Below are 26,519 nucleotides of genomic sequence, written 5' to 3' on the forward strand. Positions count from 1 at the left end.
TTATGATCTGCCTTTACTCTGGCATCTTTTACTGATAAAATTCATAAAGGATAAAAGTAACTGTATACTGGAGGAACGTGTGTGCTTTATTATCTAATCGCTCTTTTTATTATTATTGCCGACCAATTGACCAAATGGCTTGTCGTCAGCCATATGGAATTGGGACAAAGCATACCTGTCATCGATCAGGTGCTTTATATCACATCTCATCGCAACACGGGAGCGGCGTGGGGGATTTTAGCCGGCCAAATGTGGTTTTTCTACGTCATTACCATCGCCGTGATTATCGGAATCGTTTATTACATACAGCGTTATGCAAAAGGGCAGATGTTACTCGGAATTTCTCTCGGCTTAATGCTGGGCGGTGCGGCCGGAAACTTTATTGACCGGGCGGCGCGCCAGGAAGTGGTGGATTTTATTCATGTCATCATCGTGGATTATCACTATCCGATTTTTAATATCGCGGACTCCTCACTGTGCGTCGGTGTAATACTTTTATTTATTCATATGCTGTTTGACAGCGGGAAAAAGAAGGAGCAATAACATGAATCAATTTGAGATAACCGTTCAGCCTGAACAAAAGAGCGAACGGATTGATAAATTTTTGGCTTCAACGGGAGAAAACTGGTCACGCACTCAAGTGCAGCAATGGGTAAAAGAGGGATTGGTATCCGTTAACGGCAAATCCGTAAAAGCGAATTATAAAATGCAGCCCGGCGATCAGGTAAACGTCACCATTCCTGAACCGGAAGAATTGGACGTGCTTGCAGAGCCGATGGATTTGGACATTTACTATGAGGATCAGGACGTCTTGGTTGTGAACAAACCGCGGGGCATGGTTGTACACCCGGCGCCCGGCCATGTGACTGGGACGCTTGTAAACGGACTGATGGCTCACTGCAACGACCTTTCCGGCATTAACGGCGTCATGCGCCCGGGAATCGTCCACCGGATTGATAAAGATACTTCCGGTCTGTTAATGGTCGCTAAAAACGATATGGCGCATGAATCACTCGTTAATCAGCTCGTCAATAAAACCGTGACCAGAAAGTACATAGCGGTTGTCCACGGGGTGATTTCACATGATGACGGAACGATTGACGCTCCGATCGGGAGAGATAAAAAAGACCGTCAAAGCATGACCGTAACAAGAGAAAGCAGCAAAAACGCCGTCACGCATTTCCACGTGCTTGAGCGTTTTCAAGATTTCACGCTCGTAGAGTGCCGTCTTGAGACCGGAAGAACGCATCAGATCCGTGTTCATATGAAATATATCGGGTTTCCTTTGGCAGGTGACCCGAAGTACGGACCGAGAAAAACCATTGATTTCAATGGTCAGGCGCTTCATGCCGGAATATTAGGTTTTGATCATCCGCGGACGGGCGAATACATGGAGTTTGAAGCGCCCCTTCCTGAAGATATGAAAAAACTCATTGAAGATTTAAGAAATAGCCATTGACAGCGACTTTCTTTTCTGAAATAATAAAAACAAGCTGAATAGATTCTTTAACACAGTCCAGAGAGGCTGAGAAGGATAACGGATAGGACAGAAGAGATACACGTGTGTCTTCGTCCTGGAAAGGAACCCCTCTATGCTCTGGCAGGAGGGGTTTTTTCTTCTTATATACGAATGGAGAGGTGTCACGAGTGAATCAAAAAGCTGTTATTCTCGACGAACAGGCGATCAGGCGGGCGCTGACAAGGATAGCCCATGAAATGATCGAACGGAATAAAGGAATGAATGACTGCATTCTTGTAGGAATTAAAACAAGAGGCATTTATTTAGCGAAGCGGCTGGCCGAGCGGATCGAACAGATTGAAGGGAATCCGGTCACCGTCGGGGAAATCGATATCACCCTTTACCGTGACGACCTGACGAAAAAAACGAGCAATGAAGAGCCGCTTGTAAAAGGGGCGGACATTCCGGCCGATATCACAGACCAAAAGGTCATTGTGGTTGATGATGTGCTTTATACCGGCCGGACGGTGAGAGCTGCGATGGATGCCCTCGTTGATGTCGGGCGGCCGTCATCGATACAGCTTGCCGTGCTTGTCGACAGAGGGCACCGGGAGCTGCCGATCAGAGCGGACTATATCGGGAAAAACATTCCGACCTCAAAAGCTGAAAAAGTGATGGTTCAGCTGAGCGAAGTTGATCAGACTGATATGGTCGCCATTTACGAAAATGAATAATCACCTTTTTAAATGCATTCCAGAGAGTTTGCAAAGAGGATTTTAAAACACAAAGCCGGGCGGATCGACGCGGCCGGGTTTTGTATGCCTCTTTGCGCAAAAAGCAAAGAGGTTTTTTTATACCATTTGAAAGTCAACCGGGAGGAAAACGCCATGAGTAAGAAAAAAGTAAACCTGGGAGTCAGGGACGTCCCCAATCCATTGTCTTGGCTGTCATTCAGCCTGCAGCATTTATTCGCCATGTTCGGTTCAACCATACTCGTGCCGAAACTGGTCGGAATGAGCCCGGCAGTGGCGCTTGTCACGAGCGGAATCGGGACACTCGCCTATCTCTTGGTGACAAAAGGCCAGATTCCCGCTTATCTCGGCTCATCATTCGCCTTTATATCACCGATTATCTTGGTGAAGGCGACGGGAGGGCCGGGGGCTGCCATGGTCGGCGCTTTCCTGGCGGGAATTGTGTACGGCCTGATCGCACTGCTCATCAGGCAGCTTGGAACGGGGTGGCTGATGAAGCTGCTGCCCCCGGTGGTCGTCGGGCCGGTCATCATCGTCATCGGCCTCGGACTGGCAAGCACAGCCGTCAATATGGCAATGTATGCTGATCCGAATGCGAAGGAACTCGTCTACAGCCTGAAACATTTCAGTGTAGCCGGCGTCACTTTGGCCATAACCATTATCTGTGCCATCTTTTTACGGGGATTTTTAAGCCTGATTCCGGTATTGATCGGCATTATAGGCGGCTATCTGTTTGCGCTGACACAGGGCATCGTCAATTTCCAGCCGGTCATTGATGCAAAGTGGTTCGCCGTTCCTGAATTTATCATCCCTTTCAAAGACTATACGCCGTCAGTGACATTGGGCATTGCGGCTGCGATGGTGCCGGTCGCTTTCGTGACGATGTCAGAACATATCGGCCACCAAATGGTGCTGAGTAAAGTCGTCGGACAGGATTTCATTAAAAAGCCGGGACTGCACCGCTCCATAATGGGGGACAGTGTTGCGACGATCATCGCTTCGTTAATCGGCGGCCCGCCGACGACGACATACGGCGAGAACATCGGAGTACTGGCAATTACGAGAGTTTTCAGCGTCTTTGTCATCGGCGGCGCGGGTGTGATTGCGCTGTGCTTCGGATTTATCGGAAAAGTATCAGCACTGATCAGCTCTGTTCCGTCCGCGGTTATGGGAGGCGTTTCCTTCCTGCTCTTTGGAATTATCGCCTCCAGCGGCTTAAGAATGCTGATTGACAACAACATTGATTATGAGAACAAGAGAAATTTAATTATCACATCCGTCATCCTCGTGATTGGCGTCGGAGGGGCTTTTATTCAAGTTTCAAAAGGCGGGTTCCAAATATCCGGCATGGCGCTTGCGGCAATCGTCGGAGTCATCCTGAACCTCATCCTGCCGCATGCAAATGAAGAAGACGCGATTGCATCAGAAAAACAAAATCATATGTAAAACCTTTTAAAGAAAGTCCAGAGAGGCTTGGAAGGGTTATAACGGGAAGAAGCTGTACGCTGCTTCTCTCTTTAACCGCACCCCGAGTCTATAGACCGGGGTGTTTTTTTACGGCCTTCAAGCGGAAACGGAGGAGAAAAACATGAATCATTTAACGGCGATGTCTGAACTGAGCACGGCTGAAATTACAGAACTGCTGCGTGAGGCAAAAGCGATAAAAGAGGGAACAGTCCGCCCCGATCTCGCGGGAAAATTCGTTGCGAATCTGTTTTTTGAACCGAGCACGAGGACGCGGTTCAGCTTTGAAGTGGCGGAAAAGAAACTCGGGATGAACGTGCTCAGCTTAGACGGCACGAGCACAAGCGTTCAAAAAGGCGAGTCCTTATACGACACGGTCAGAACACTGGAATCAATCGGAGCGGACGCCTGCGTCATCCGGCACAGCACGGATGAATATTACAAAGATCTGACCGGCAGAGTCAATATTCCGATCTTAAACGCCGGCGACGGCTGCGGCCAGCACCCGACTCAGTCATTACTCGATTTAATGACGATTCAAGAGGAATTTGAGACCTTTCAGGGCCTGACGGTTTCCATTCATGGCGATATCAAACACAGCAGGGTGGCAAGGTCAAATGCCGAGGTGCTGACAAGACTCGGCGCACGCGTGCTGTTTTCAGGGCCGCCGCAATGGCAGGATGAGAAAAACGCCTTCGGCACCTGTGTGCAGACGGATGAAGCCATACAAGCTTCAGATGTCGTCATGCTGCTCCGCATCCAAAATGAAAGGCATCAGACAGAAGCCGACCAAAAAGGCTATCTGGAAGCATACGGGCTGACCGCAAAGCGGGCGGAGAGCATGAAGCGGCATGCCATCATCATGCATCCCGCACCGGTGAACAGAGGAGTCGAAATTGACACAACATTAGTGGAATGCGGAAAATCAAGAATCTTTAAACAAATGGAAAATGGCGTGTATATCAGAATGGCAGTCTTAAAAAGAGCACTGCAAACCAATGTGAAAAGGGGAGAAGCGGCTTATGTCTTATCTCATTAAAAACGGCTGGATGTTAAATGAACAGGGAGAAAAAGTGGCACAGGATATCCGGGTAACGGGTGAATTCATTTCGGAAACCGGGCTTCTGACAGCGAAAGACGGAGAAACGGTGATCGACGCTGACGGACTGTTCGTTTCACCGGGACTCGTAGACCTTCATGTTCACTTCAGAGAACCGGGCGGCGAGAAAAAAGAAACCATTGAGACGGGCTCTAAAGCCGCGGCGCGGGGCGGCTTTACCACAGTCGCAGCCATGCCGAATACAAGACCGGTGCCGGATACGAAAGAGCAGATGGAATGGCTGCAAAACCGGATCAAAGAAACCTCATCTGTCAGGGTTCTTCCTTACGCATCCATTACGATCAGACAAACCGGCGAAGAAATGACAGATTTTGAGGCGCTTCATGAAGCCGGCGCATTCGCCTTCACCGATGACGGCGTCGGCGTTCAGACGGCCGGAATGATGTATGAAGCCATGAAACGGGCGGCTTCAATGAATAAAGCGATTGTCGCTCATTGTGAGGATAACTCGCTTATTTACGGAGGGAGCGTGCATGAAGGTTCTTTTTCAAAAGCGAACGGCCTGAACGGCATACCTTCCATTTGTGAAGCGGTACATATCGCCCGTGACGTGCTGCTGGCGGAAGCGGCGGGCTGCCATTACCACGTGTGTCATATCAGTACGAAAGAATCCGTCAGAGCCGTAAGAGACGCAAAAAAAGCCGGAATCCGCGTGACGGCGGAAGTGTCGCCGCACCACCTGCTTCTTTGTGACGAAGATATCCCGGGACTTGATACCAATTTTAAAATGAATCCGCCGCTTCGCAGCAAAGAGGACAGAGAGGCGCTGATTGAAGGGCTTTTAGACGGTACGATTGATTTCATCGCCACTGACCATGCGCCGCATACAGAAGAAGAGAAAAACACGGATATGAAGCTTGCACCTTTCGGGATCGTCGGTTTAGAAACAGCCTTTCCGCTTCTGTACACACATTTTGTGAAAAACGGGGCGTGGACGCTGAAGCAGCTGGTTGATTTCATGACGGTAAAACCTTGCGAGGCATTTGATCTTCCGTACGGAACGCTTGCACCGGGGGCGCCGGCTGACATCACCCTGATTGATCTGGAAAAAGAAGCAGCCATTGACAAAGATACATTTTTATCTAAAGGAAAAAATACGCCATTCAACAAGATGAAGTGCTTCGGCTGGCCTGTTGCAACGATGGCTGCCGGTAAGCTTGCATACGAAGAAGGGAGACTCGTCAAATGAAAAGAAGACTAGTGCTGGAAAATGGAGCGGTATTTGAGGGTGAAGCATTCGGGAGCCTGGAGCATACCGCGGGTGAAGTCGTATTCAACACGGGAATGACCGGTTATCAGGAAATTTTATCAGACCCTTCTTACTGCGGGCAGATCGTGACGCTGACGTATCCTCTGATCGGCAACTACGGAATTAACAGAGATGACTTTGAATCCATCACTCCTTTTGTAAAAGGGCTGATCGTAAAAGAAATGTGCGAGCTGCCTTCCAACTGGCGTTCGGCTTACACGCTTGACGAGTATTTGAAAATGAAAAATATCCCCGGCTTACAAGGGATTGACACGAGAAAGCTCACAAGAATGATCCGCACGGCCGGCGCATTAAAAGGAACGTTTGCTTCAAGTGAGGAGAATGTCGGAGAGGTTCTTGCAAGGCTGAAAGAAACGGAACTGCCGAGAAATCAAGTCGCTCAAGTATCTGCGAAAACGGCATATCCGAGTCCGGGCCGCGGCAAACGCATCGTACTCGTCGATTTCGGTATGAAGCACGGCATTTTAAGAGAGTTAAACAAAAGAAAATGCGATGTCATCGTTGTGCCGTACAATGTAACGGCGGAAGAAGTGCTTCAGCTCAAGCCGGACGGCATCATGCTTTCTAACGGACCCGGAGATCCGAAAGATGTGCCGGAAGCCATTGAAATGATAAAAGGCATACTCGGGAAGGTGCCGTTATTCGGAATCTGCCTCGGCCACCAATTATTTGCACTGGCATCCGGAGCGGAAACGGAAAAAATGAAATTCGGACACAGGGGTTCCAATCATCCGGTTAAAGAGCTTGCGACAGGGAAAGTCGCTTTAACCGCCCAAAACCACGGATATACAGTTTCTTCAATAGATGAGACAGAGCTTGAAGTGACGCACATTGCGATCAATGATCAAACGATCGAAGGACTCAAGCATAAAACATTGCCGGCATTTACGGTTCAGTACCACCCTGAAGCTTCACCGGGGCCGGAAGACGCCAATCATTTATTTGACAGATTCATTGACTTGATCGAAACAACTGAGAAAGAAGGGGAAGCGGTATGCCAAAACGCGTAGATATTAAAAAGATTTTAGTGATCGGATCAGGCCCGATTATTATCGGACAGGCGGCGGAATTTGATTATGCGGGCACACAGGCGTGTCTCGCTTTGAAGGAAGAAGGCTATGAAGTCATTCTCGTCAACTCGAATCCGGCAACGATTATGACGGATACGGAAATGGCTGATCGGGTATACATAGAACCGCTGACGCCGGAGTTTCTCACTCGTATTATCAGAAAAGAACGGCCGGACGCCATCCTGCCGACTCTGGGAGGCCAGACCGGACTGAATCTTGCCGTTGAGCTGTCTGAACTCGGGGTTCTTGAGGAATGCGGGGTGGAAGTGCTCGGCACAAAGCTGTCCGCCATCCAGCAGGCGGAAGACCGCGACTTATTCCGTACGCTGATGAATGAGCTGAATGAACCGGTGCCGGAAAGTGAGATCATCCGCACTTTACAGGAAGCCGAGGAATTTGTCGGCCGAATCGGGTTTCCGGTTATTGTGCGCCCCGCTTACACATTAGGCGGAACGGGCGGCGGCATCTGCTCGAATGAAGCAGAACTGAAAGAGATCGTCGAAAACGGATTAAAACTCAGCCCCGTCCATCAGTGCCTTCTGGAAAAAAGCATTGCCGGTTACAAAGAGATCGAATATGAAGTCATGAGAGACAGCAGAGATCACGCGATCGTCGTCTGCAACATGGAAAATATCGATCCGGTCGGCATCCATACGGGCGACAGCATCGTCGTTGCCCCGAGCCAGACTTTGAGCGACCGGGAATACCAGCTTTTGCGCAATGTTTCATTAAAGCTGATCCGCGCGCTCGGCATTGAAGGCGGCTGTAATGTTCAGCTCGCGCTCGATCCCGACAGCTTCCAATATTACATTATCGAAGTGAATCCGCGGGTGAGCCGCTCATCTGCCCTCGCCTCAAAAGCGACGGGTTACCCGATCGCAAAGCTTGCGGCGAAAATCGCAGTCGGGCTTTCTCTTGATGAAATGATGAATCCCGTAACGGGAAAAACATATGCGGCTTTTGAGCCCGCGCTTGACTATGTCGTTTCTAAAATCCCGCGCTGGCCGTTCGACAAATTTGAGTCGGCAAACCGCAGGCTCGGGACGCAAATGAAAGCCACCGGAGAGGTCATGGCCATCGGGCGCACCCTTGAAGAATCGCTGTTAAAGGCGGTCCGCTCACTTGAAGCCGATGTCTATCACCTGGAACTGAAGGATGCGGAAGAGATTTCTGACGGACTTTTGGAAAAACGGATCAGAAAAGCCGGGGATGAACGCCTGTTTTATCTTGCTGAAGCGTTCAGAAGAGGCTATACAGTGGAGCAGCTTCATGAGTTTTCCGCAATTGACGTATTCTTTTTGCACAAGCTCTGTAAGCTGGTCGCTTTTGAAACAGAGCTGAAAGCGGAAAAAGGCAGCCTCGCCGTCCTTCAGACAGCGAAGGAACTCGGTTTCTCCGACAAATATATCAGCCGGGAATGGAACATGCCGGAACAAGAGCTGTATCAAATGCGAAAAGAAGCAGCCATCAAGCCTGTATATAAAATGGTGGATACATGCGCGGCGGAATTCGAATCAGAAACCCCGTACTTTTACAGCACATATGAGGAAGAGAACGAGTCTGAGGTTACATCAAGAAAAAGCGTCGTCGTCCTCGGTTCCGGCCCGATCCGTATCGGACAGGGCGTCGAATTTGACTATGCGACCGTTCATTCTGTCTGGGCGATCAAGCAGGCAGGCTATGAAGCGATTATTATCAACAACAACCCTGAGACGGTGTCCACTGATTTCAGCATATCAGACAAACTGTATTTTGAACCGCTGACGGTAGAAGATGTCATGCACATCATCGATTTGGAACAGCCGGAAGGCGTTGTCGTCCAATTCGGCGGCCAGACGGCGATCAATCTTGCGGAAGAATTGAGCGCCCGCGGCGTCAAAATCCTCGGCACATCACTTGAAGATTTAGACCGTGCGGAAGACCGGGATAAGTTTGAGCAGGCGCTTGAGGCGCTGAATGTGCCGCAGCCGCTCGGAAAAACCGCTGTGTCGGTGAACGAAGCGGTCAAAATTGCCGCATCCATCGGCTATCCGGTACTTGTCCGCCCTTCGTATGTGCTCGGCGGCCGGGCGATGGAAATCGTCTATCACGAAGAAGAGCTGCTTCACTATATGAAAAATGCGGTCAAAATCAACCCGCAGCATCCGGTGTTAATCGACCGTTATCTGACGGGGAAAGAAATCGAAGTCGATGCCGTATCTGACGGCGAAACAGTCGTTATTCCGGGAATTATGGAGCATATCGAGCGGGCCGGCGTCCATTCAGGGGATTCAATCGCCGTCTATCCGCCTCAGTCTTTAAGCGAAGACATTAAGAAAAAAATCGAACAATACACTGTAGCCTTGGCAAAAGGCCTTAACATCATCGGGTTGCTGAACATCCAGTTCGTACTGTCGCAAGGTGAAGTGTATGTGCTTGAGGTAAATCCGCGGTCAAGCAGAACCGTGCCGTTCTTAAGCAAAATCACAAAGATTCCGATGGCGAATCTGGCGACAAAGGTCATTCTCGGCCAAAAGCTTGCTGATTTCGGCTATCAAGAGGGGCTGCAGCCTGAACAGCAGGGGGTATTCGTGAAAGCGCCTGTCTTCTCATTCGCGAAGCTGAGAAGAGTGGATATTACGTTAGGCCCTGAAATGAAGTCGACGGGAGAGGTCATGGGCAAAGATTCAACCCTGGAAAAAGCGCTCTATAAAGCGCTGATTGCTTCTGGCATTCAAATCCCGAACTACGGCTCAGTGCTGTTGACTGTTGCCGATAAAGATAAAGAAGAAGGACTGCTGATCGCGAAGCGGTTCCACGCCATCGGCTATAAAATCTTGGCGACGGAAGGAACGGCGGCTTATTTAAAAGACGCTCAGATTCCGGCTCAAGTCGTCGGAAAAATCGGCGAAGAAGGGAAAAATCTGCTCGATGTGATCAGAAACGGCGAAGCGCAATTTGTCATCAATACGCTGACAAAAGGCAAACAGCCGGCCAGAGACGGCTTCAGAATCCGCCGCGAATCCGTTGAGAACGGAGTCGCCTGCCTGACATCTTTAGATACGGCCGAAGCCATTTTGCGGGTACTGGAAAGCATGACATTCCGGGCGGATCATATGCCTGCATCCGAAACCAATCAAAAGGCGGCAGTCACGATATGAAGAAAGCGCATTTGACTGTTCAATCCAACTTAGAAATTGCCGACCGGATTTATAAGATGGTGCTGAAAGGAGAGCTTGTCCGGCACCTTACCGAGCCGGGTCAATTTCTACATCTGAAGGTGAGTGACGCGGTCACGCCGCTATTAAGAAGACCGCTCAGCATTGCGGACGTCAATTTCGCCGCGGATGAAGTATCCGTTATCTACAGAGCTGACGGTGAGGGAACGCGGCTTTTGTCCGAGAAAAAAGAGGGCGGCAGGATAGACGTTCTCGGCCCTCTCGGCAACGGATTCCCCATCCGGCGGATTGAACCCGGCAAAACCGCGCTGTTAGTCGGAGGCGGAGTGGGGGTTCCGCCTTTGCAGGAACTGTCAAAGCGATTGACGGAAAAAGGCGTAAACGTCATTCATGTGCTTGGATTTCAATCAGCAAAGGATGTTTTTTACGAACAGGAATGTCGTGCGTACGGAGACACCTATGTGGCGACGGCTGACGGAACATATGGAGAGAAAGGGTTTGTCACCGATGTCATCCGTGAAAAGCAGCTCGAATTCGATGTCCTGCTAAGCTGCGGACCGACACCGATGCTGAAAGCTCTGAAGCAGCAGTACGGCCATAAAGAGGTTTATCTTTCGATGGAGGAGCGGATGGGCTGCGGCATCGGGGCCTGCTTCGCCTGTGTGTGCCGCACGGGTGAAAGCGATACATCCTATGTAAAGGTCTGCCTTGACGGGCCGGTATTTAAAGCTGAGGAGGTGGCGCTGTAATGTTAGAAGTGAATCTGCCGGGTCTCCAATTGAAAAATCCGATCATCCCCGCTTCCGGATGTTTCGGTTTCGGGAAAGAATATGCCGGATTTTACGATTTATCATGCCTCGGAGGCATTATGATTAAAGCCACGACGAACGAAGCCCGCTTCGGAAATCCGACACCGAGAGTGGCGGAGACAAGCGCGGGAATGCTGAATGCCATCGGACTGCAAAATCCCGGCCTTGAGCATGTGCTCAATCATGAGCTGCCTTGGCTCGAACAATTTGACACGCCGATTATCGCAAATGTCGCCGGTTCTCAGGTGGACGACTATAAAGAAGTAGCCGAGCACATCAGCCAAGCGCCGAATGTGCATGCGCTTGAGCTTAACATTTCATGTCCGAATGTCAAAACGGGGGGGATTGCTTTTGGTACTGATCCCGTCATGGCGGCCGAACTGACAAAAGCGGTGAAAGAAGTTTCCGCAGTGCCTGTGTATGTGAAGCTTTCGCCTAATGTCGCAAACATAACCGAAATTGCTAAAGCGATTGAAGCGGCCGGTGCTGACGGTCTGACGATGATTAATACACTCATCGGGATGAGGCTTGATCTAAAGACGGGACGGCCGATCTTAGCAAATAAAACGGGCGGACTGTCAGGCCCGGCGATCAAACCGGTCGCCATCCGGATGGTATACGAAGTCAGCCAGGCCGTTCAAATCCCGATTATCGGGATGGGCGGCGTTCAGACCGCAGAGGATGCATTAGAATTTCTTCTTGCGGGAGCGAGTGCGGTTGCCGTCGGCACGGCAAACTTCGTCAATCCGTTCGTCTGCCCGGAAATCATAGAACAGCTCCCCCGTGTACTGAACCAACACGGCTTTCAATCTGTAAGTGAATGCATCGGAAGGAGCTGGAAACATGAAAAACAACCTGCCCATCATCGCGCTTGATTTTGCATCAGGGGAAGAGACTTTAACGTTTTTAGACTTGTTTGAAAAGGAAAGGCTTTTTGTCAAAACGGGGATGGAACTTTTTTATCAGGAAGGCCCCGCCATCATTCACCAATTAAAAGAACGGAATTGTGATATATTTTTAGATTTAAAGCTTCATGATATCCCGACTACGGTCAATAAAGCGATGAAGCGGCTGGCCGGCCTCGGCGTTGATCTCGTCAATGTGCATGCGGCAGGGGGCGCACGCATGATGCGCGCGGCCCTTGAGGGGCTTGAAGAAGGCACGCCGGCAGGCAGAAAACGCCCGTCTTTAATCGCGGTGACTCAGCTGACCAGCACTTCAGAGCAGGTGGCGAAGGAAGAGCTTCTGCTGCATAAGCCGCTGTTAGAAACGGTTGTGCACTACAGCAAAATGGCGGAAGAGTGCGGGCTGGACGGAGTGGTATGTTCGGTACATGAAACAAAAGCCATTTATGAAGCGGTCCGGCCTTCATTTCTGACAGTCACACCGGGCATCCGCACGGCCAGTGACGCAGCTGACGATCAAGTCCGGACGGCGACTCCGTCATTTGCGAAAAAAAACGGTTCGTCAGCCATCGTCGTGGGCCGCTCAATTACAAAAGCGGAAAACCCCGTTGAAGCATATGAAGCAATTAAACTGGAATGGGAGGGCGTTCGCCGATGAAACAGGCTATCGCAAAACATCTATTACACATTGAAGCTGTCTTTTTACGCCCGAATGAGCCGTTTACGTGGGCGAGCGGCATTTTATCACCGATCTATTGTGACAACCGTCTGACATTGTCGTATCCAAAAGTGAGAAATGATGTGGCGGACGGGCTCGGCAAACTGCTGAAAGAGCATTTTCCCGAGGCAGAGATGATCGCGGGCACTGCAACGGCGGGCATTCCGCATGCTGCGCTTCTCGCAGACCATACAGGCGCACCGATGTGCTACGTCAGAAGCAAACCGAAAGCGCACGGCAAAGGAAATCAAATAGAAGGCGCCATTAAAAAAGGGCAAAAAACAGTCGTGATTGAAGACTTGATTTCTACCGGAGGCAGCGTGCTTGAAGCTGCAGCGGCCCTTCAAAGAGAGGGCGCGGAAGTCCTCGGCGTCATTTCCATTTTTACATACGGACTGCCGAAAGCAAAAGAAGCCTTTAAAAAAGCGGGTCTTCCTTATTACTCGTTAACGGATTATGACACGCTGATTGAAGTCGCGCTTGAAAACGGAACGATTCATTCAGATGACATTGAGAAACTGAAATCATGGAAACAGAATCCCGAGTCAAAAGATTGGTTTAAAAAATAATGACAATAAAAACAGGCCTCAGGGCCTGTTTTATTATTCCTATCAAAAAACTCGGGTTGACTTCTGTTAGAATTGTGCTAAAATTTAGTACAAATCTAAAAAGCTTATCAAGAGCGGCTGAGGGACTGGACCGATGACGCCCGGCAACCTGCGTGTCATGCAAGGTGCCGCATCCAGAAAAATGCACAGCATTTTGAAGATAAGGGCTATACCGGGTCACTGTCTTTCATTCCGCTGGATTGAAAGTTTTTTATATGAAAAAAAGATTGAGGGATAAGACAACCGGCAGAAAACAACAGCTGTTTGATTGTCTCCGGGAGGAGGAAAGGAAAAATGCTAACGTATGACACATGGGAAGAGCCGGCGATTACATTTCCGGAAGACGATTCCTATAAAGGCGCGCTGTCCGTTTTAAAATGGGCATACGGCCACTACGGAGACCAGCTTGTTTACGCGTGCAGCTTCGGGATTGAAGGCATCGTCCTGATCGATTTAATTTCTAAAGTAAAGAAAGACGCGGAAATCGTGTTTCTCGATACGGGTCTTCACTTTAAAGAAACATATGAAACGATCGAAAAAGTGAAAGAGCGTTACCCGGGACTGAACATTATCCTGAAAAAGCCCAGCCTTACTCTTGAAGAACAGGCCGAGGCGCACGGAGATAAACTGTGGGAAAGAGAACCGAACCAGTGCTGCTACATCAGAAAAATTCTGCCGTTAAGAGAAGCGCTCGCAGGGCATCCGGCATGGCTGTCCGGCCTTCGCCGGGATCAAGGGCCGAGCCGGGCGAATACGAATTTCCTGAATAAAGACGACAAGTTTCAATCGATTAAAGTATGCCCGCTGATCCATTGGACATGGAAAGACATCTGGAGATATACTTCCAAGCATGAGCTGGATTACAATATCCTCCACGATCAGGGGTATCCGAGCATCGGCTGTGAACCGTGCACTTCACCTGCGTTTACCGCGGAAGATTTGCGGAGCGGCAGATGGAACGGCATGGCGAAAACAGAATGCGGACTGCATGAATAAAGGAGCTGCACGATGGAATTAGCCGCTATTTTATTCTGCCTGTTTTTTGCCATGAATATCGGAGCAAGCGGAGCCGCGGCTTCAATGGGAGTCGCTTATGGGTCCGGCGCCGTTAAAAAGAAAACGTATGCGCTGATCATCTGCGCGGCCGGAGTCCTGTCAGGGGCGGTTATCGGCGGCGGAGAAGTCGTTAAGACGATCAGCGGCGGAATCATTCCCGAACAAACCATTACGCTCACCATTGTCTGCATTATTATCGGATCGGCGGCGCTATCATTATTCACGGCGAATGTGCTCGGCATTCCGCTGTCGACGAGTGAGGTCACTGTCGGGGCGATTGTCGGTGTCGGCGTCGCGTACAAAGTATTGTTTTTACAGCATCTTTTGGTCATCGTGATTTTTTGGGTGCTTGTACCGTTTGTCGCGTTCTGTTTCACGTTTCTCGTCTCGAAGGTATTCAGTTCTCTGAATATTCGAGTCATTTCGAGTCGGAAACAGAAGATTTTAGGGATTGTGCTGCTGATTGCGGGGTTTTGGGAAGCTTTTTCAGCCGGAATGAACAATGTCGCAAATGCGGTGGGCCCTTTGGTTGCTGCGGGCGTGCTCAGCGTGTCCAAAGGAACGCTGTACGGAGGCATCTTTGTCGCTCTCGGCGCTCTGCTTTTAGGACGCAAAGTGCTTGAAACTAACGGGAAAAAGATTACGAGATTTTCAGCCGGAGAAGGCATACTGCTTTCAGGAACCGGCGCGGGGCTTGTCATTATCAGTTCCGTCTTCGGTCTGCCGGTCCCATTGGCGCAAGTCACATCATCATCAATTATCGGTATCGGAATGGCCAAAAACGGGCCGAACGTTTTTCATAAAGAAGTCGTGAAAACGATGCTCAAAGTATGGGTCGTTTCACCGTTTTTGTCACTGTCGATTTCGTATTTGCTTGTCTCCCTGCTGTTAAAAGGAGATTACTATTCCATCTTTATGATGGCCAGCGTGCTTTTGGCAGCTGGCGGAGCCGCCAGTCTGATGAAAGCCATCCGAAAAGAGAAACGCTCTGTCCATGAACAAGGCGGAGGCATTTAACTATTAATCTGAGTTTATTTATCTGTTAACTGGGAGGAATCATGTATTATGAGTTTAGCACCGCACGGAGGAACATTAATTAATCGGGTAAATGAGCAGTATGATCTTACATCCGTCCAAAAAGAAATTGAGCTTGATTTGATTTCGTTCGCTGATTTAGAGCTGATCGGGATCGGGGGGTACAGCCCGATTGAAGGATTTTTCACAGAAAAAGATTACGTGTCAGTCGTTGAAAATATGCGTCTGGCATCCGGGGTTGTCTGGTCCCTGCCGATCACGCTTCCGGTCGATTCAGAAAAAGCGGCTGAGCTTGCCGTCGGCGACACGGTGAAACTGACTTACGGCGGAGAAACATACGGCGTAGTCGACATCGAAGATATTTATACGCCGGATAAACAAAAAGAAGCCGTTCACGTATATAAAACCGATGATGCCGCGCATCCGGGCGTGAAAAAATTATTTTCACGCGGCGATACGTATATCGGCGGGCCGATCACATTAGTTAAAAAAGCGTCAAAGCAGTTTCCCGAGTTTACATTTGAACCTGCCGATACAAGACGAAGCTTCGAAGAAAAGGGCTGGAAAACCATCGTCGGTTTCCAAACGAGAAATCCGGTTCACCGCGCCCACGAATATATCCAAAAAACCGCGCTTGAGACGGTTGACGGCCTGTTTTTGAACCCGCTCGTCGGTGAAACAAAATCAGATGACATTCCGGCGGATGTCAGAATGGAAAGCTACCAGGTGCTGCTCGATCATTATTATCCGAAAGACCGCGTGTTCCTCGGCGTATTTTTGGCGGCTATGCGGTATGCGGGGCCGAGAGAAGCCATTTTCCACGCGCTTGTCCGCAAAAACTACGGCTGCACGCATTTTATCGTCGGCCGCGATCATGCCGGCGTCGGTGATTACTACGGCACATATGAAGCGCAAGAGCTGTTTGATCAATTTACAGCGGATGAACTCGGGATTACACCGATGAAATTCGAGCACAGCTTCTTCTGCCAGAAATGCGGCAACATGGGAACGGCCAAAACATGCCCGCATGACAGAGAAGACCACGTCATTCTGTCAGGAACAAAGGTCAGAGAAATGCTGCGAAGCGGCGTCATGCCGCCGGCGGAATTCAGCCGTCCTGAAGTTGTCGAGGTGTTGATTAAAGGGCTGAAAACGAAAGAAGAAGCAGGCGTTTCTTAAGGAGGAAAATAGAGTGACAAATCGTGATATCGTGTGGCATGAAGCCTCAATAACGAAAGAAGAATACCAGCAGAAAAACAAGCATAAAAGCTCTATCCTCTGGCTGACGGGCTTAAGCGGTTCAGGAAAATCCACGATTGCAAACGCCGCAGCGCGCGAGCTGTTTGAACAAGGCTATCAAGTCATCGTGCTTGATGGTGATAACATCCGCCACGGCTTAAACAAGGACTTAGGTTTTTCCGATGATGACCGCAAGGAAAATATACGCCGCATCGGGGAAGTGGCGAAGCTTTTCGTTCAGCAGGGAACCATCGTCATCACGGCTTTTATTTCTCCGTTCCGTGAGGACAGAGATCAGGTGAGAGAGCTTGTGGCGGAGGGCGAATTTAATGAAATCTATGTGAAATGCGACCTCGATATATGTGAAAAGCGCGATCCGAAAGGTTTATATAAAAAAGCAAGAAATGGTGAAATTCCGTTCTTTACGGGGATCGACTCACCGTATGAAGAGCCGAAAGCGCCTGAGCTCGTACTTGATTCAGGCAAATGTGAACGCGAAGAATGCACCGGAAGACTGGTTGACTTTGTGAAAAACAGCTTAGCATAATAGGTCCAAAAAGGCCGCGCAATCAGCCGGATATCCCCCGCAATGGCGGGATATGGTAAAATAGCTGAAGTGCGGCCTCGCGGCTGTTCTGGGAAGATTTCAAAACGGATCGGGGAGACATGCTATGGGGAAAGTATTTATCGTTGGAGCCGGTCCGGGAGATCCGGACTTATTAACGGTGAAGGCAATGAAAGCCATACAGAAAGCGGACGTTATATTATATGACAGATTGGTAAGCAAAGAGATTTTACAATATGCCGGAGAAGAAGCGGATCTGATTTACTGCGGAAAGCTCCCGGATTTTCACATTATGAAACAGGATACGATCAACCGTTTCCTTGTGAAGTATGCGAAAAAGGGGAAAACCGTTGTAAGGCTCAAGGGAGGCGACCCGTTTGTTTTCGGCCGCGGAGGCGAAGAAGCGGAGGCTCTCGCACAAAACGCCATTCCGTTTGAGATCGTTCCCGGCATTACATCAGGAATCGCGGCTGCTGCTTATGCCGGCATTCCCGTGACGCACAGAGAGGCGAGCTCCAATGTCGCATTCGTTACGGGACATTATAAACAAGAAGACGACTTTGAAGAAAAATGGAAAGCGCTGGCGACGGGCATTGATACGCTGGTGATTTATATGGGAATTAAAAATATCCGGCAGATTGAAAGAATGCTGCTGGAAAACGGCAGAGACGCCGGCACCCCGGCAGCCTTTATTCATTGGGGAACGACGGACAGGCAAAAAACAGTCGTCTGCACCGTCGGCACGCTTTCAGACACAGTGATAAAAGAAGAAATCAAAAACCCGAGCTTAATTGTTATCGGCGATGTCGTCAATTATCACTGCAAACTGGACTGGTATGCATCTGAACAGAAAAATCTGGATTTGAGCGAGGCGTTGTAAATGAAGCAGGCGATTTTATACATCGGGCACGGAAGCAGGATGAAAAAAGCGCAGACAGAGTCGGCGGCGTTTTTAAAAGGGTGCATGCCGCACGCTGACGCTCCCATTCAGGAAATTTGTTTTTTAGAACTGCAGGAACCGTCTATTGAAGCGGGATTTGAAGCATGTGTCAGACAAGGCGCCACTCATATTGCGGCCGTGCCTTTGCTGCTGTTGACCGCTGCCCACGCAAAACATGACATTCCGGCTGAAATCGCCCGTGCGGCGGCCCTGCATCCCGATATAAAAGTGACATATGGTGTTCCGATCGGAGTGGACGATGAAGTCGTAAAAGCGGTGCATCATCGCATTGAAGATACCGGAGTGCCCATTGAGCAGGCGAAAGTGGTGCTGATCGGAAGAGGAAGCACAGATCCGGCAGTTAAGAACGCAGTCAGTGAGATTGCCGGAAAACTTGAGGCGATTACACCTGTTAAAGAAGTCATCCCTTGTTTTTTAACAGCATGTGATCCGCACTATAAAGAAGTGTTTGCCGGCCTTGAAGAGGATGACGGAGCACCCGTTTTTATCGTTCCATATCTTCTGTTTACCGGGCTTTTAATGACTGAGATTGAACGGGAAGTTCAAAAGCTTCAAACGGTCAATCAAAATGTTCATCTCGCTTCATACTTAGGTTTTCACCCGCATATTAAGCAGGCGTTTTTGAACCGTGTGTCAGAAGCTGTTCGAAACCCCGGCGGTCAGTTTGATTTTAAGGGGGGACAGTATGCTGCCTCTGCACATTAATTTAAGCGGAAAAAGAATTATCATCGCGGGCGGAGGCAATGTTGCCTTAAGAAGGCTCAAAACGGTGCTTCCGGAAGGCGCAGATATTACTGTAATCAGTCCCGATGCCCTGCCCGAAATTAAACAGCTGGCGGATGAAGGGCGCATCCGCTGGGTTTCCCGTAAAATTGAAATGAAGGATCTCGCGCCCGCTTTTTTCATCATTGCCGCGACAAATGACCGCAGCGTGAATCAGGAGATAGCCGCGAGCGCTTCTGAAACGCAGCTGGTCAATTGTGTAAGCGATGCTGAACAGGGCAGCGTGTATATGCCGAAGATCATCCGCAAAGGGCGCATTCAAGTATCCGTATCAACAAGCGGCGCAAGCCCGGCACATACGAAAAGACTGGCTGAGGACATAGAGCCTCTCATTACTGCTGATTTGGCTGAAGAAGTGGATCGATTATTTGAGAAAAGAAGAAGACCATAAAAAACACCTTGTCTGTCAGCAGGCAGGGTGTTTTTATACTGTCCTCACAGTCCCCGAATGTGAACAATTCAAAACGAAAGCGGGCAGTTTGAACGGTATATGCCGACAAGCGGTCAGGATTGCGAAGTGATGCGGAATATGTATCTGATCCCAATGCCGCCGGACTCTGCCCGCATACAAAGGAACGGTCAGAGACCCGGCATGATTATATTGACTGCCCGGATGTGCTCAGGTGCGGCGAGGGAAGGTGACAGTATCCGCCGCCAAATCAGGTGTGACTGCTTTAATCCGAGACGGCCCCGGCGGATCAGGCAGACATGACGGGAAACTGATCAGATATTGTAAAGATCGGTTCTGACGGCTGGGAGAGTGTCGTCTCCGTTTATACGTAATAAAAAACACCTCCAAGCTGAGTGCGGGTTTCAGCTTGGAGGTGCGTTTATTTTTTCAGCCGTATGACAAGGTCGGCATCAGGTGTGACAAATACGGTATGCTGGCTGTCATAGGTGACAAATCCGGGCTTTGCGCCGTTTGGCTTTTTCACGTGTCTGATTTTTGTATAATCAACGGGAACGGAGCCGGAATCTTTCGCCTTGGAAAAATAAGCGGCGATCGCAGCCGCCTCCAGTATGGATTGTTCATCCGGATCGTTGCTTTTAATCACAACGTGGGAACCGGGAATGTCTTTCGTGTGGAACCATAAATCATCCCTTGCGGCAGCTTTTGTCGTTAAGTACTCATTTTGTTTATTGTTTTTGCCGACAAGAATCGTCAATCCCCGTGAAGATTCATATTGCTCCAAAACAGGAACGTGCTGCTTCTGTTTTTTCTGTCCTCGCTGCTGTTTCGGTCGCAGATATTTGCCTTCCACAAGCTCTTCCCTTATTTCGTGAATATCCTTTGTGGAGGCGGAGGAGAGCTGCTGGATCAGCTGATCGAAATAAGCAATTTCCTCCTCGGCCAGACGGATCTGTTCTTTTACTACCTCGACGGAATTCTTCGCCTTTTGATACTTTGTAAAATACATCTGCGCGTTTTCTGAAGGTGTTTTGTTCGGATTTAAAGGGATGGTCACTGTCTTACTTTCTTCATCATAATAATTGATGACTTCCGCTTCTTTGTCACCTTTTTTCAGCATGTACAAATTCGCCGTCAGCAGTTCGCCGTATAGCTGGAATTCCTTCGCATTTTCTGAGTAGTCGAGCGTCTTTTCCAGCTTTTTTATCTTATTGGCGTTCTTTTTCCGTTCATTTGCGACAAACCGCTCGAGATCCTGAGCCTGCTGTTTGACGCGGTCGCGTTCCGCCTTGCCGAAATAAAACCGGTCCAACAGTTCACTCAGCGAGTGAAAGGTGCGCTCCTCACCGTTTACATGTGTGAGAGACAGGAGATAAAAGTATTCCTTTCCGCCGGCTGTCGTAATGTTCGGTGTAAACCTGCAATCTTTCACGGCATGGAACATTTCAATCAGCGTCTTCGGCAGCGTTATTTTGTTAGCGAGGCCCGCTCTGTGCACGGCTTCTTTTGCAAACAGCGGAGAAACACCGGAGAAGTGTCTGACGATCTGCTGGTCAAGCCGTCCTTCCTGAAAACTGAGATAACGCAAAACGTCCTCTTCATCCGCGGCAAGCGGCGAAATTTTTTCCTGAGCGGGAGGAAGCTTGTAATCATAGCCCGGCAGAACGGTCCGGTAGCTGTTCATCGACGGAGATAAATGCTTCAGTCCGTCGATGATGGCTCCTTCTCCGTCAGTCAGAATAATATTGCTGTGCCGTCCCATAATTTCAACATACAGCGTTCTGACGGTTTCGTCGCCGATTTCATTTCTGCTTTTTATGCGGAATATCATAATCCGGTCTAATCCGGCCTGTTCTATTTTCTCAATAAATCCGCCTTCTATATGCTTTCTGAGCAGCATACAAAACATCGGCGGCTCGCTCGGATTTTCATAGGCCTGGTTTGTCATGTGCACCCGTGAATAGCTCGGATGCGCCGATAATAATAATTTATGGTTTTTTCCGTTAGCGCGGATATGAAATATCACATCGTGCTTAAAAGGCTGATGGACTCTCGTAATCCGGCCTCCGGCGATCCGGCTGTTTAATTCATGTGTCATTCCGTATGTAAACATGCCATCAAAAGACATATAAAACACCCTTTCCTTCTTCCTGCATTCGATAATTATAGCATGAAAAGGGACGAGTCAGAATAAGCTTGTTTACAGAGTGACATCTCTAAAGCGAGGCAGGGGAGTGGACGAGAAGAATGAAGTTTCATGAAATGGGACAAACCGATTTGCTGAAAGCAACAAATACGTCCATTAAACAGGGGTTGACCGAAAAAGAGGTGAAAAAACGCCTTGAAAAGCACGGACCGAACGAGCTTCAGGAGGGCAAGAGGACACCGGCGATCGCCGTGTTTTTCGCCCAATTTAAAGATTTTATGGTGCTCGTGCTGCTGGCGGCAACCTTAATATCCGGGTTTTTAGGCGAATATGTAGATGCCGTAGCGATTATGGCGATTGTATTTGTCAATGGGGTTCTCGGTTTTTTTCAAGAGCGGCGGGCGGAAAAGTCTTTACACGCATTAAAAGAGCTGTCAACTCCGTATGTGTCAGCGTTGCGGGACGGGAGCTGGAAGAAAATTCAGTCCAAGGAGCTCGTTCCCGGCGATATCATGAAATTTTCAAGCGGCGACCGGATTGGCGCGGATGTGCGGATCGTTGAAGCGAAAAGCCTTGAAATTGAGGAATCGGCGCTGACCGGGGAATCAATTCCGGTGGTTAAACAAGCTGATAAACTGAGAAAGCCGGATGTTTCGTTAGGCGACATCAGCAATATGGCGTTTATGGGTACGATCGTAACGCGCGGCAGCGGTGTCGGCGTCGTCGTCGGTACAGGAATGAATACGGCAATGGGGAAAATCGCCGATATGCTGGAATCCGCCGGCAGCCTTTCAACACCGCTGCAGCGAAGACTTGAAGAGCTCGGCAAAATTTTAATTATCGTCGCGCTCCTTTTAACGGTATTGGTCGTTGCAGTCGGCGTCTTACAGGGACATGAGCTTTACAGCATGTTTTTGGCCGGGGTGTCATTGGCCGTCGCCGCGATTCCGGAAGGGCTTCCCGCCATTGTTACGGTGGCATTATCAATCGGCGTCCAGCGCATGATCAAACAAAAATCAATTGTCAGAAAGCTTCCGGCGGTTGAAACATTGGGCTGCGCCTCTGTCATTTGTTCTGATAAAACCGGCACGCTGACACAAAACAAAATGACCGTCACCCATATGTGGTCAGGGGGAAAAACATTTAAAGTGTCAGGCATCGGCTATGAGCCGGAGGGCGTTTTCACCCGAGATGAGCGGGAAATCAAGCCGAAAGATGAGAAGATTCTTGAACAGATGCTGGTTTTCGGCGCGTTGTGCAACACATCCGAAATCGCACTGAAAGACGGCCATTATGTACTCGACGGCGATCCGACAGAAGGAGCGCTGCTGACGGCTGCAAGAAAGGGCGGCTATTCAAACGATTGGCTCAGCGGGCACTACCGCGTGGTTGCCGAGTTTCCGTTTGACTCCGTCCGCAAAATGATGACCGTCATTGTAGAGGATCAGGAAAAAAAGCAGTTCGTCATCACTAAAGGAGCGCCCGATGTGCTGATTGACCGCTCGTCACATCTGATGTACGACGCAAGAAGCGCGCCATTTTCAGGAGAAAAGAAAGCAGAAACGGAAGCGGTTCTGAAAGAGCTGGCGTCGCAAGCTTTGCGTACGATCGCGATTGCTTATAAACCGCTTAAGCCCGGAGAAAAGCCGACAATGGAGCAGGCGGAAAAAAATCTGACGATACTCGGCTTGTCAGGCATGATTGATCCGCCCCGTCCGGAGGTCAGACAGGCGATTAAAGAATGCCGTGAAGCCGGCATTAAAACGGTTATGATCACAGGGGATCACGTCGAAACGGCAAAGGCCATTGCAAAAGATTTGCGTCTTCTTCCGAAAAAGGGGCGTGTGATGGACGGCAAGACGCTGAATGAGCTTACGGAGAAAGAACTTATCGAAACGGTCGATGATGTCTACGTCTTCGCACGCGTGTCGCCTGAACATAAATTGAAAATCGTCAAAGCGTTCCAGGAAAACGGACACGTCGTCGCCATGACGGGAGACGGGGTTAATGACGCGCCGGCCATAAAGCAGGCAGATATCGGCGTTGCCATGGGCGTGACGGGAACGGATGTGGCAAAGGAAGCCTCTTCTCTCATTCTGGTAGATGATAACTTTGCTACGATTAAATCAGCCATAAAAGAGGGACGGAATATCTATGAAAATATAAGAAAATTCGTCCGTTATTTGCTCGCCTCCAACGTCGGTGAAATTTTAGTGATGCTGTTTGCGATGCTTCTCGCTCTGCCGCTGCCGCTCGTTCCGATTCAGATATTGTGGGTGAACTTAGTCACTGACGGGCTGCCGGCGATGGCCCTCGGTATGGATCAGCCGGAAGGAGACCTGATGAGGCGGAAGCCGCGGCACCCGAAAGAAGGAGTGTTTGCGAGAAAACTGGGCTGGAAAGTCGTATCAAGAGGGTTTTTAATCGGAGCTGCAACCATTTTAGCGTTTATCATCGTCTATCACCGCAATCCTGAAAATCTGCCCTACGCACAGACCGTTGCATTCGCGACTCTTGTCCTGGCTCAGCTTATACACGTGTTTGACTGCCGGAGCGAAACGTCTGTTTTCTCCCGGAATCCGTTTGAAAATATCTATCTGCTCGGGGCCATCATTTCTTCTATCTTCCTGATGGTCATCGTCATCTATTATCCGCCGCTGCAGCCGATATTCAAAACAGTGCCGATTACGCCGGGCGATTGGATGCTGATTATCGGTATGTCGGGCATACCTACTTTTTTGCTGGCGGGTTCACTTTTGACAAGAAAAAAATAATTCCATATGATATAATCTTAGGGGTAATAGCATGTCTCTTGCCCTTTTATTTTGATAACGGGAAAGAATTGGGTGTTTCATATGATACGGAGTATGACAGGCTTCGGCAGCGCAAGCAGCACAAAAGGCGATCTCTCGGCAACCGTTGAATTGAAATCCGTCAATTACCGGTTCAAAGAAGTGAACGCCCGCCTGCCACGGCCTTTGCTATATGTAGAGGATAAGCTGAAACAAACGATATTGCAGCATATACAGCGCGGAAGAGTAGAGCTGTTTCTCACTGTAAACAGTGACGCGCTCATAAAAAGAAGCCTGAACATCGATTGGGAGCTCCTTGATGAATATGTGAGCGCCGCACGCGTCATGAAAGAGCGCTACAGCCTGGCCGCAGAACCCGATGCAATGGAGTTCTTTAAATTTGAACATATTGCGCAGATACACGAAGAACAGATGCGTGATGACAAGCTTGAAGAAGTCATCAGGGAAGCCGCTGAGCTGGCTGTAAAGGAACTTTGTGACATGAGGGAAAAAGAAGGACGGCTTTTGGCGGAAGACTGCTTTCTGCACATCGAGCGGCTTGAGACGCTGTCCGAACAGGTGAAAGAGCGCGCTTCGGCCGTTGTTATTCAATACCGCGAGCGTCTTTACGCCCGAATGAAGGAATGGACGGAGGATGCGCTCGACGAAAGCAGGCTGATCACGGAATGCGCCATTTTCGCCGATCGTTCTGATATAACGGAAGAAATTACCAGGTTGAAGAGCCATTTTGTTCAATTCCGTGATATATTAAAAGAAGGCGGGGCAGTCGGCCGCAAACTTGATTTCCTTGTTCAGGAGCTTAACCGAGAAGCGAACACGATCGGCTCAAAAGCCAATGATCATCAAATCACAAAGCTTGTCGTTGAAATGAAAAGTTCTATTGAAAAATTGAAGGAACAAGTGCAAAATATAGAATAGCGACTGTGCGTATTGTTTACAGACGGCCTCTTCAGGTTACACTAGAGACGTCTATTTTACAGGGGGAACGTAGAAGATGACGATTAAACTGATTAATATCGGATTTGGCAATATCATCTCCGCCAATCGGATGATTTCGATTGTCAGCCCGGAGTCTGCGCCAATAAAGCGAATGATCCAGGATGCAAGAGACCGCGGAATGCTAATAGACGCTACATACGGACGAAGAACCCGTGCAGTTGTCGTCATGGATAGTGATCACATTATCTTATCTGCCGTCCAGCCTGAGACAGTTGCACACAGACTTTCTGTGAAAGAAGAAATTATGGATGAAGGGCAGGGGTAATTGCCGCATGAAAGAAAGAGGGTTATTAATCGTTCTCTCAGGTCCCTCCGGAGTTGGAAAAGGAACGGTTCGGCAAGCAATATTTTCACAACAGGACACGAAATTTGAATACTCAATTTCAGTCACGACGAGAAACCCGAGAGAGGGCGAAGTCGATGGCGTCGATTATTTCTTTAAATCTAGAGATGAATTCGAACGCATGATTGAAAACAACAAACTGCTTGAGTGGGCAGAATATGTCGGCAACTATTACGGGACGCCCGTTGATTATGTCGAACAGACGCTTCAAGAAGGAAAAGACGTCTTCTTAGAGATTGAAGTGCAGGGCGCGCTCCAAGTGCGGAATGCATTTCCGGAAGGCCTGTTTATCTTCTTAGCGCCGCCGAGTCTTTCTGAGCTGAAAAACAGAATCGTGACAAGAGGAACTGAAACCGACGATTTAATCGAAAACAGAATGAATGCCGCAAAAGCTGAAATCGAAATGATGGACGCGTATGATTATGTCGTTGAAAACGACGATATCCAAACGGCTTGTGATAAGATTAACGCAATCGTTCTCGCCGAGCACTTAAAACGTGAACGCGTCGCTCCGAGATATAAGAAAATGCTGGAGGTAGAATAACTTATGTTAGATCCGTCAATTGACTCTTTAATGAATAAATTAGATTCTAAATATACGCTGGTGACCGTGTCTGCAAGACGCGCGCGTGAAATGCAGATCAAAAAAGACCAGCAGATTGAACATACCATTTCTCACAAATATGTAGGCAAAGCTTTAGAAGAAATTGACGCGGGCCTGCTTTCGTTTGAAAGAGAAGACAGCGAATAACAAGCACACGTAGCAACCTATCTCTACATAGGTTGTTATTTTTTTCCGTTTGGGATTTGTCCAATGCTTTCATAAAGGGGAGAAGA

25 protein-coding genes and 1 riboswitch are annotated in these 26,519 nt (G+C 49.1%); of the genes, 24 read left to right on the plus strand and 1 reads right to left on the minus strand.

Annotation, left to right across the window (positions count from 1 at the left end):
* Nucleotides 1-81: 81 nt before the first annotated feature.
* The 19 genes from lspA to NSQ37_RS13725 all read left to right on the plus strand — a co-directional run bounded on the left by lspA (nucleotide 82) and on the right by NSQ37_RS13725 (nucleotide 19,363).
* Nucleotides 82-543 carry a signal peptidase II gene (gene lspA / locus NSQ37_RS13635; protein ID WP_003154398.1) on the plus strand — a complete coding sequence of 154 codons (462 nt, stop codon included), beginning with the start codon at nucleotides 82-84 and terminating at the stop codon, nucleotides 541-543.
* A 1-nt stretch (nucleotide 544) separates the two neighbouring features.
* Nucleotides 545-1,459 (plus strand): RluA family pseudouridine synthase, encoded by a 915-nt coding sequence (locus NSQ37_RS13640; protein WP_072589081.1) that lies wholly within the window; start codon nucleotides 545-547, stop codon nucleotides 1,457-1,459.
* Nucleotides 1,460-1,647: 188 nt separating this feature from the next.
* Complete coding sequence (gene pyrR, locus NSQ37_RS13645; RefSeq protein WP_003154392.1) at nucleotides 1,648-2,193, plus strand: bifunctional pyrimidine operon transcriptional regulator/uracil phosphoribosyltransferase; 546 nt, start codon at nucleotides 1,648-1,650, stop codon at nucleotides 2,191-2,193.
* Nucleotides 2,194-2,346: 153 nt separating this feature from the next.
* Nucleotides 2,347-3,657, plus strand: a complete 1,311-nt coding sequence (pyrP, locus tag NSQ37_RS13650; RefSeq protein ID WP_007409727.1) for a uracil permease PyrP — start codon at nucleotides 2,347-2,349, stop codon at nucleotides 3,655-3,657.
* Between the two features lie 142 nt (nucleotides 3,658-3,799).
* On the plus strand, nucleotides 3,800-4,714 hold the full coding sequence (locus NSQ37_RS13655) for an aspartate carbamoyltransferase catalytic subunit (RefSeq protein ID WP_072589082.1): 915 nt from the start codon (nucleotides 3,800-3,802) through the stop codon (nucleotides 4,712-4,714).
* Nucleotides 4,698-5,984 carry a dihydroorotase gene (locus NSQ37_RS13660; RefSeq protein ID WP_094031696.1) on the plus strand — a complete coding sequence of 429 codons (1,287 nt, stop codon included), beginning with the start codon at nucleotides 4,698-4,700 and terminating at the stop codon, nucleotides 5,982-5,984. Before NSQ37_RS13655 ends, NSQ37_RS13660 begins: the two co-directional genes overlap by 17 nt.
* Nucleotides 5,981-7,075 (plus strand): carbamoyl phosphate synthase small subunit, encoded by a 1,095-nt coding sequence (locus NSQ37_RS13665; RefSeq protein ID WP_094032421.1) that lies wholly within the window; start codon nucleotides 5,981-5,983, stop codon nucleotides 7,073-7,075. Before NSQ37_RS13660 ends, NSQ37_RS13665 begins: the two co-directional genes overlap by 4 nt.
* Nucleotides 7,060-10,275 carry a carbamoyl-phosphate synthase (glutamine-hydrolyzing) large subunit gene (gene carB / locus NSQ37_RS13670; RefSeq protein WP_015239828.1) on the plus strand — a complete coding sequence of 1,072 codons (3,216 nt, stop codon included), beginning with the start codon at nucleotides 7,060-7,062 and terminating at the stop codon, nucleotides 10,273-10,275. The genes NSQ37_RS13665 and carB overlap by 16 nt, the downstream gene beginning before the upstream one ends.
* A complete protein-coding gene (locus NSQ37_RS13675; protein WP_253612988.1) occupies nucleotides 10,272-11,042 on the plus strand; it encodes a dihydroorotate dehydrogenase electron transfer subunit in 771 nt (256 codons plus the stop codon). Before carB ends, NSQ37_RS13675 begins: the two co-directional genes overlap by 4 nt.
* On the plus strand, nucleotides 11,042-11,977 hold the full coding sequence (locus NSQ37_RS13680) for a dihydroorotate dehydrogenase (RefSeq protein WP_094032424.1): 936 nt from the start codon (nucleotides 11,042-11,044) through the stop codon (nucleotides 11,975-11,977). Before NSQ37_RS13675 ends, NSQ37_RS13680 begins: the two co-directional genes overlap by 1 nt.
* Nucleotides 11,946-12,665 carry an orotidine-5'-phosphate decarboxylase gene (gene pyrF / locus NSQ37_RS13685; protein WP_144664714.1) on the plus strand — a complete coding sequence of 240 codons (720 nt, stop codon included), beginning with the start codon at nucleotides 11,946-11,948 and terminating at the stop codon, nucleotides 12,663-12,665. Before NSQ37_RS13680 ends, pyrF begins: the two co-directional genes overlap by 32 nt.
* Nucleotides 12,662-13,294, plus strand: coding sequence for an orotate phosphoribosyltransferase (pyrE, locus tag NSQ37_RS13690; protein WP_039063053.1), 633 nt, complete (start codon nucleotides 12,662-12,664; stop codon nucleotides 13,292-13,294). The genes pyrF and pyrE overlap by 4 nt, the downstream gene beginning before the upstream one ends.
* A 101-nt stretch (nucleotides 13,295-13,395) precedes the next feature.
* Nucleotides 13,396-13,500: riboswitch (SAM riboswitch) on the plus strand.
* 127 nt (nucleotides 13,501-13,627) lie between these two features.
* Nucleotides 13,628-14,329 (plus strand): phosphoadenylyl-sulfate reductase, encoded by a 702-nt coding sequence (locus NSQ37_RS13695; protein ID WP_003154369.1) that lies wholly within the window; start codon nucleotides 13,628-13,630, stop codon nucleotides 14,327-14,329.
* 12 nt (nucleotides 14,330-14,341) lie between these two features.
* The gene (locus NSQ37_RS13700; protein ID WP_015239832.1) at nucleotides 14,342-15,406 is read left to right on the plus strand and encodes an inorganic phosphate transporter; all 1,065 of its coding nucleotides are present in this window, start codon (nucleotides 14,342-14,344) and stop codon (nucleotides 15,404-15,406) included.
* Nucleotides 15,407-15,454: 48 nt separating this feature from the next.
* Nucleotides 15,455-16,603 carry a sulfate adenylyltransferase gene (gene sat / locus NSQ37_RS13705; RefSeq protein WP_043021069.1) on the plus strand — a complete coding sequence of 383 codons (1,149 nt, stop codon included), beginning with the start codon at nucleotides 15,455-15,457 and terminating at the stop codon, nucleotides 16,601-16,603.
* A 13-nt stretch (nucleotides 16,604-16,616) separates the two neighbouring features.
* A complete protein-coding gene (gene cysC / locus NSQ37_RS13710) occupies nucleotides 16,617-17,210 on the plus strand; it encodes an adenylyl-sulfate kinase (RefSeq protein WP_007611313.1) in 594 nt (197 codons plus the stop codon).
* A gap of 124 nt (nucleotides 17,211-17,334) precedes the next feature.
* Entirely contained in the window at nucleotides 17,335-18,108 is a 774-nt protein-coding gene (gene cobA, locus NSQ37_RS13715) for a uroporphyrinogen-III C-methyltransferase (RefSeq protein ID WP_007409740.1), read from the plus strand.
* Complete coding sequence (locus NSQ37_RS13720; protein WP_012117524.1) at nucleotides 18,109-18,894, plus strand: sirohydrochlorin chelatase; 786 nt, start codon at nucleotides 18,109-18,111, stop codon at nucleotides 18,892-18,894.
* Nucleotides 18,875-19,363 carry a precorrin-2 dehydrogenase/sirohydrochlorin ferrochelatase family protein gene (locus NSQ37_RS13725; protein ID WP_015239834.1) on the plus strand — a complete coding sequence of 163 codons (489 nt, stop codon included), beginning with the start codon at nucleotides 18,875-18,877 and terminating at the stop codon, nucleotides 19,361-19,363. Before NSQ37_RS13720 ends, NSQ37_RS13725 begins: the two co-directional genes overlap by 20 nt.
* Nucleotides 19,364-19,802: 439 nt before the next feature.
* Here the strand turns inward: NSQ37_RS13725 and NSQ37_RS13730 are convergent, their stop codons facing one another.
* Entirely contained in the window at nucleotides 19,803-21,509 is a 1,707-nt protein-coding gene (locus NSQ37_RS13730) for an Rqc2 family fibronectin-binding protein (protein WP_043021141.1), read from the minus strand.
* 119 nt (nucleotides 21,510-21,628) lie between these two features.
* Between NSQ37_RS13730 and NSQ37_RS13735 the strand changes: the two genes are divergently transcribed.
* From NSQ37_RS13735 to rpoZ, 5 genes are all read left to right on the plus strand, one after another.
* Complete coding sequence (locus tag NSQ37_RS13735) at nucleotides 21,629-24,301, plus strand: calcium-translocating P-type ATPase, SERCA-type (RefSeq protein ID WP_025284709.1); 2,673 nt, start codon at nucleotides 21,629-21,631, stop codon at nucleotides 24,299-24,301.
* Nucleotides 24,302-24,382: 81 nt separating this feature from the next.
* Nucleotides 24,383-25,258, plus strand: a complete 876-nt coding sequence (locus NSQ37_RS13740; RefSeq protein WP_007409745.1) for a YicC/YloC family endoribonuclease — start codon at nucleotides 24,383-24,385, stop codon at nucleotides 25,256-25,258.
* A gap of 76 nt (nucleotides 25,259-25,334) precedes the next feature.
* Nucleotides 25,335-25,604 (plus strand): extracellular matrix/biofilm regulator RemA, encoded by a 270-nt coding sequence (gene remA, locus NSQ37_RS13745; RefSeq protein WP_003154355.1) that lies wholly within the window; start codon nucleotides 25,335-25,337, stop codon nucleotides 25,602-25,604.
* 7 nt (nucleotides 25,605-25,611) lie between these two features.
* Complete coding sequence (gmk, locus tag NSQ37_RS13750; protein ID WP_003154347.1) at nucleotides 25,612-26,226, plus strand: guanylate kinase; 615 nt, start codon at nucleotides 25,612-25,614, stop codon at nucleotides 26,224-26,226.
* A 3-nt stretch (nucleotides 26,227-26,229) separates the two neighbouring features.
* Entirely contained in the window at nucleotides 26,230-26,433 is a 204-nt protein-coding gene (rpoZ, locus tag NSQ37_RS13755; protein WP_003154346.1) for a DNA-directed RNA polymerase subunit omega, read from the plus strand.
* Nucleotides 26,434-26,519: the final 86 nt, after the last annotated feature.

Source organism: Bacillus sp. FSL P4-0334 (assembly GCF_038004825.1).
Lineage (GTDB): Bacteria > Bacillota > Bacilli > Bacillales > Bacillaceae > Bacillus > Bacillus velezensis.

Coding starts and splice junctions, on each gene's coding strand:
- NSQ37_RS13640 (WP_072589081.1), top strand. CDS start 545: ATGAATCAATTTGAGATAACCGTTCAGCCTGAACAAAAGAGCGAACGG.
- pyrP (WP_007409727.1), top strand. CDS start 2,347: ATGAGTAAGAAAAAAGTAAACCTGGGAGTCAGGGACGTCCCCAATCCA.
- NSQ37_RS13655 (WP_072589082.1), top strand. CDS start 3,800: ATGAATCATTTAACGGCGATGTCTGAACTGAGCACGGCTGAAATTACA.
- NSQ37_RS13660 (WP_094031696.1), top strand. CDS start 4,698: ATGTCTTATCTCATTAAAAACGGCTGGATGTTAAATGAACAGGGAGAA.
- NSQ37_RS13665 (WP_094032421.1), top strand. CDS start 5,981: ATGAAAAGAAGACTAGTGCTGGAAAATGGAGCGGTATTTGAGGGTGAA.
- carB (WP_015239828.1), top strand. CDS start 7,060: ATGCCAAAACGCGTAGATATTAAAAAGATTTTAGTGATCGGATCAGGC.
- NSQ37_RS13675 (WP_253612988.1), top strand. CDS start 10,272: ATGAAGAAAGCGCATTTGACTGTTCAATCCAACTTAGAAATTGCCGAC.
- NSQ37_RS13680 (WP_094032424.1), top strand. CDS start 11,042: ATGTTAGAAGTGAATCTGCCGGGTCTCCAATTGAAAAATCCGATCATC.
- pyrF (WP_144664714.1), top strand. CDS start 11,946: ATGAAAAACAACCTGCCCATCATCGCGCTTGATTTTGCATCAGGGGAA.
- pyrE (WP_039063053.1), top strand. CDS start 12,662: ATGAAACAGGCTATCGCAAAACATCTATTACACATTGAAGCTGTCTTT.
- NSQ37_RS13695 (WP_003154369.1), top strand. CDS start 13,628: ATGCTAACGTATGACACATGGGAAGAGCCGGCGATTACATTTCCGGAA.
- NSQ37_RS13700 (WP_015239832.1), top strand. CDS start 14,342: ATGGAATTAGCCGCTATTTTATTCTGCCTGTTTTTTGCCATGAATATC.
- sat (WP_043021069.1), top strand. CDS start 15,455: ATGAGTTTAGCACCGCACGGAGGAACATTAATTAATCGGGTAAATGAG.
- cobA (WP_007409740.1), top strand. CDS start 17,335: ATGGGGAAAGTATTTATCGTTGGAGCCGGTCCGGGAGATCCGGACTTA.
- NSQ37_RS13720 (WP_012117524.1), top strand. CDS start 18,109: ATGAAGCAGGCGATTTTATACATCGGGCACGGAAGCAGGATGAAAAAA.
- NSQ37_RS13725 (WP_015239834.1), top strand. CDS start 18,875: ATGCTGCCTCTGCACATTAATTTAAGCGGAAAAAGAATTATCATCGCG.
- NSQ37_RS13730 (WP_043021141.1), bottom strand. CDS start 21,509: ATGTCTTTTGATGGCATGTTTACATACGGAATGACACATGAATTAAAC.
- NSQ37_RS13735 (WP_025284709.1), top strand. CDS start 21,629: ATGAAGTTTCATGAAATGGGACAAACCGATTTGCTGAAAGCAACAAAT.
- NSQ37_RS13740 (WP_007409745.1), top strand. CDS start 24,383: ATGATACGGAGTATGACAGGCTTCGGCAGCGCAAGCAGCACAAAAGGC.
- remA (WP_003154355.1), top strand. CDS start 25,335: ATGACGATTAAACTGATTAATATCGGATTTGGCAATATCATCTCCGCC.
- gmk (WP_003154347.1), top strand. CDS start 25,612: ATGAAAGAAAGAGGGTTATTAATCGTTCTCTCAGGTCCCTCCGGAGTT.
- rpoZ (WP_003154346.1), top strand. CDS start 26,230: ATGTTAGATCCGTCAATTGACTCTTTAATGAATAAATTAGATTCTAAA.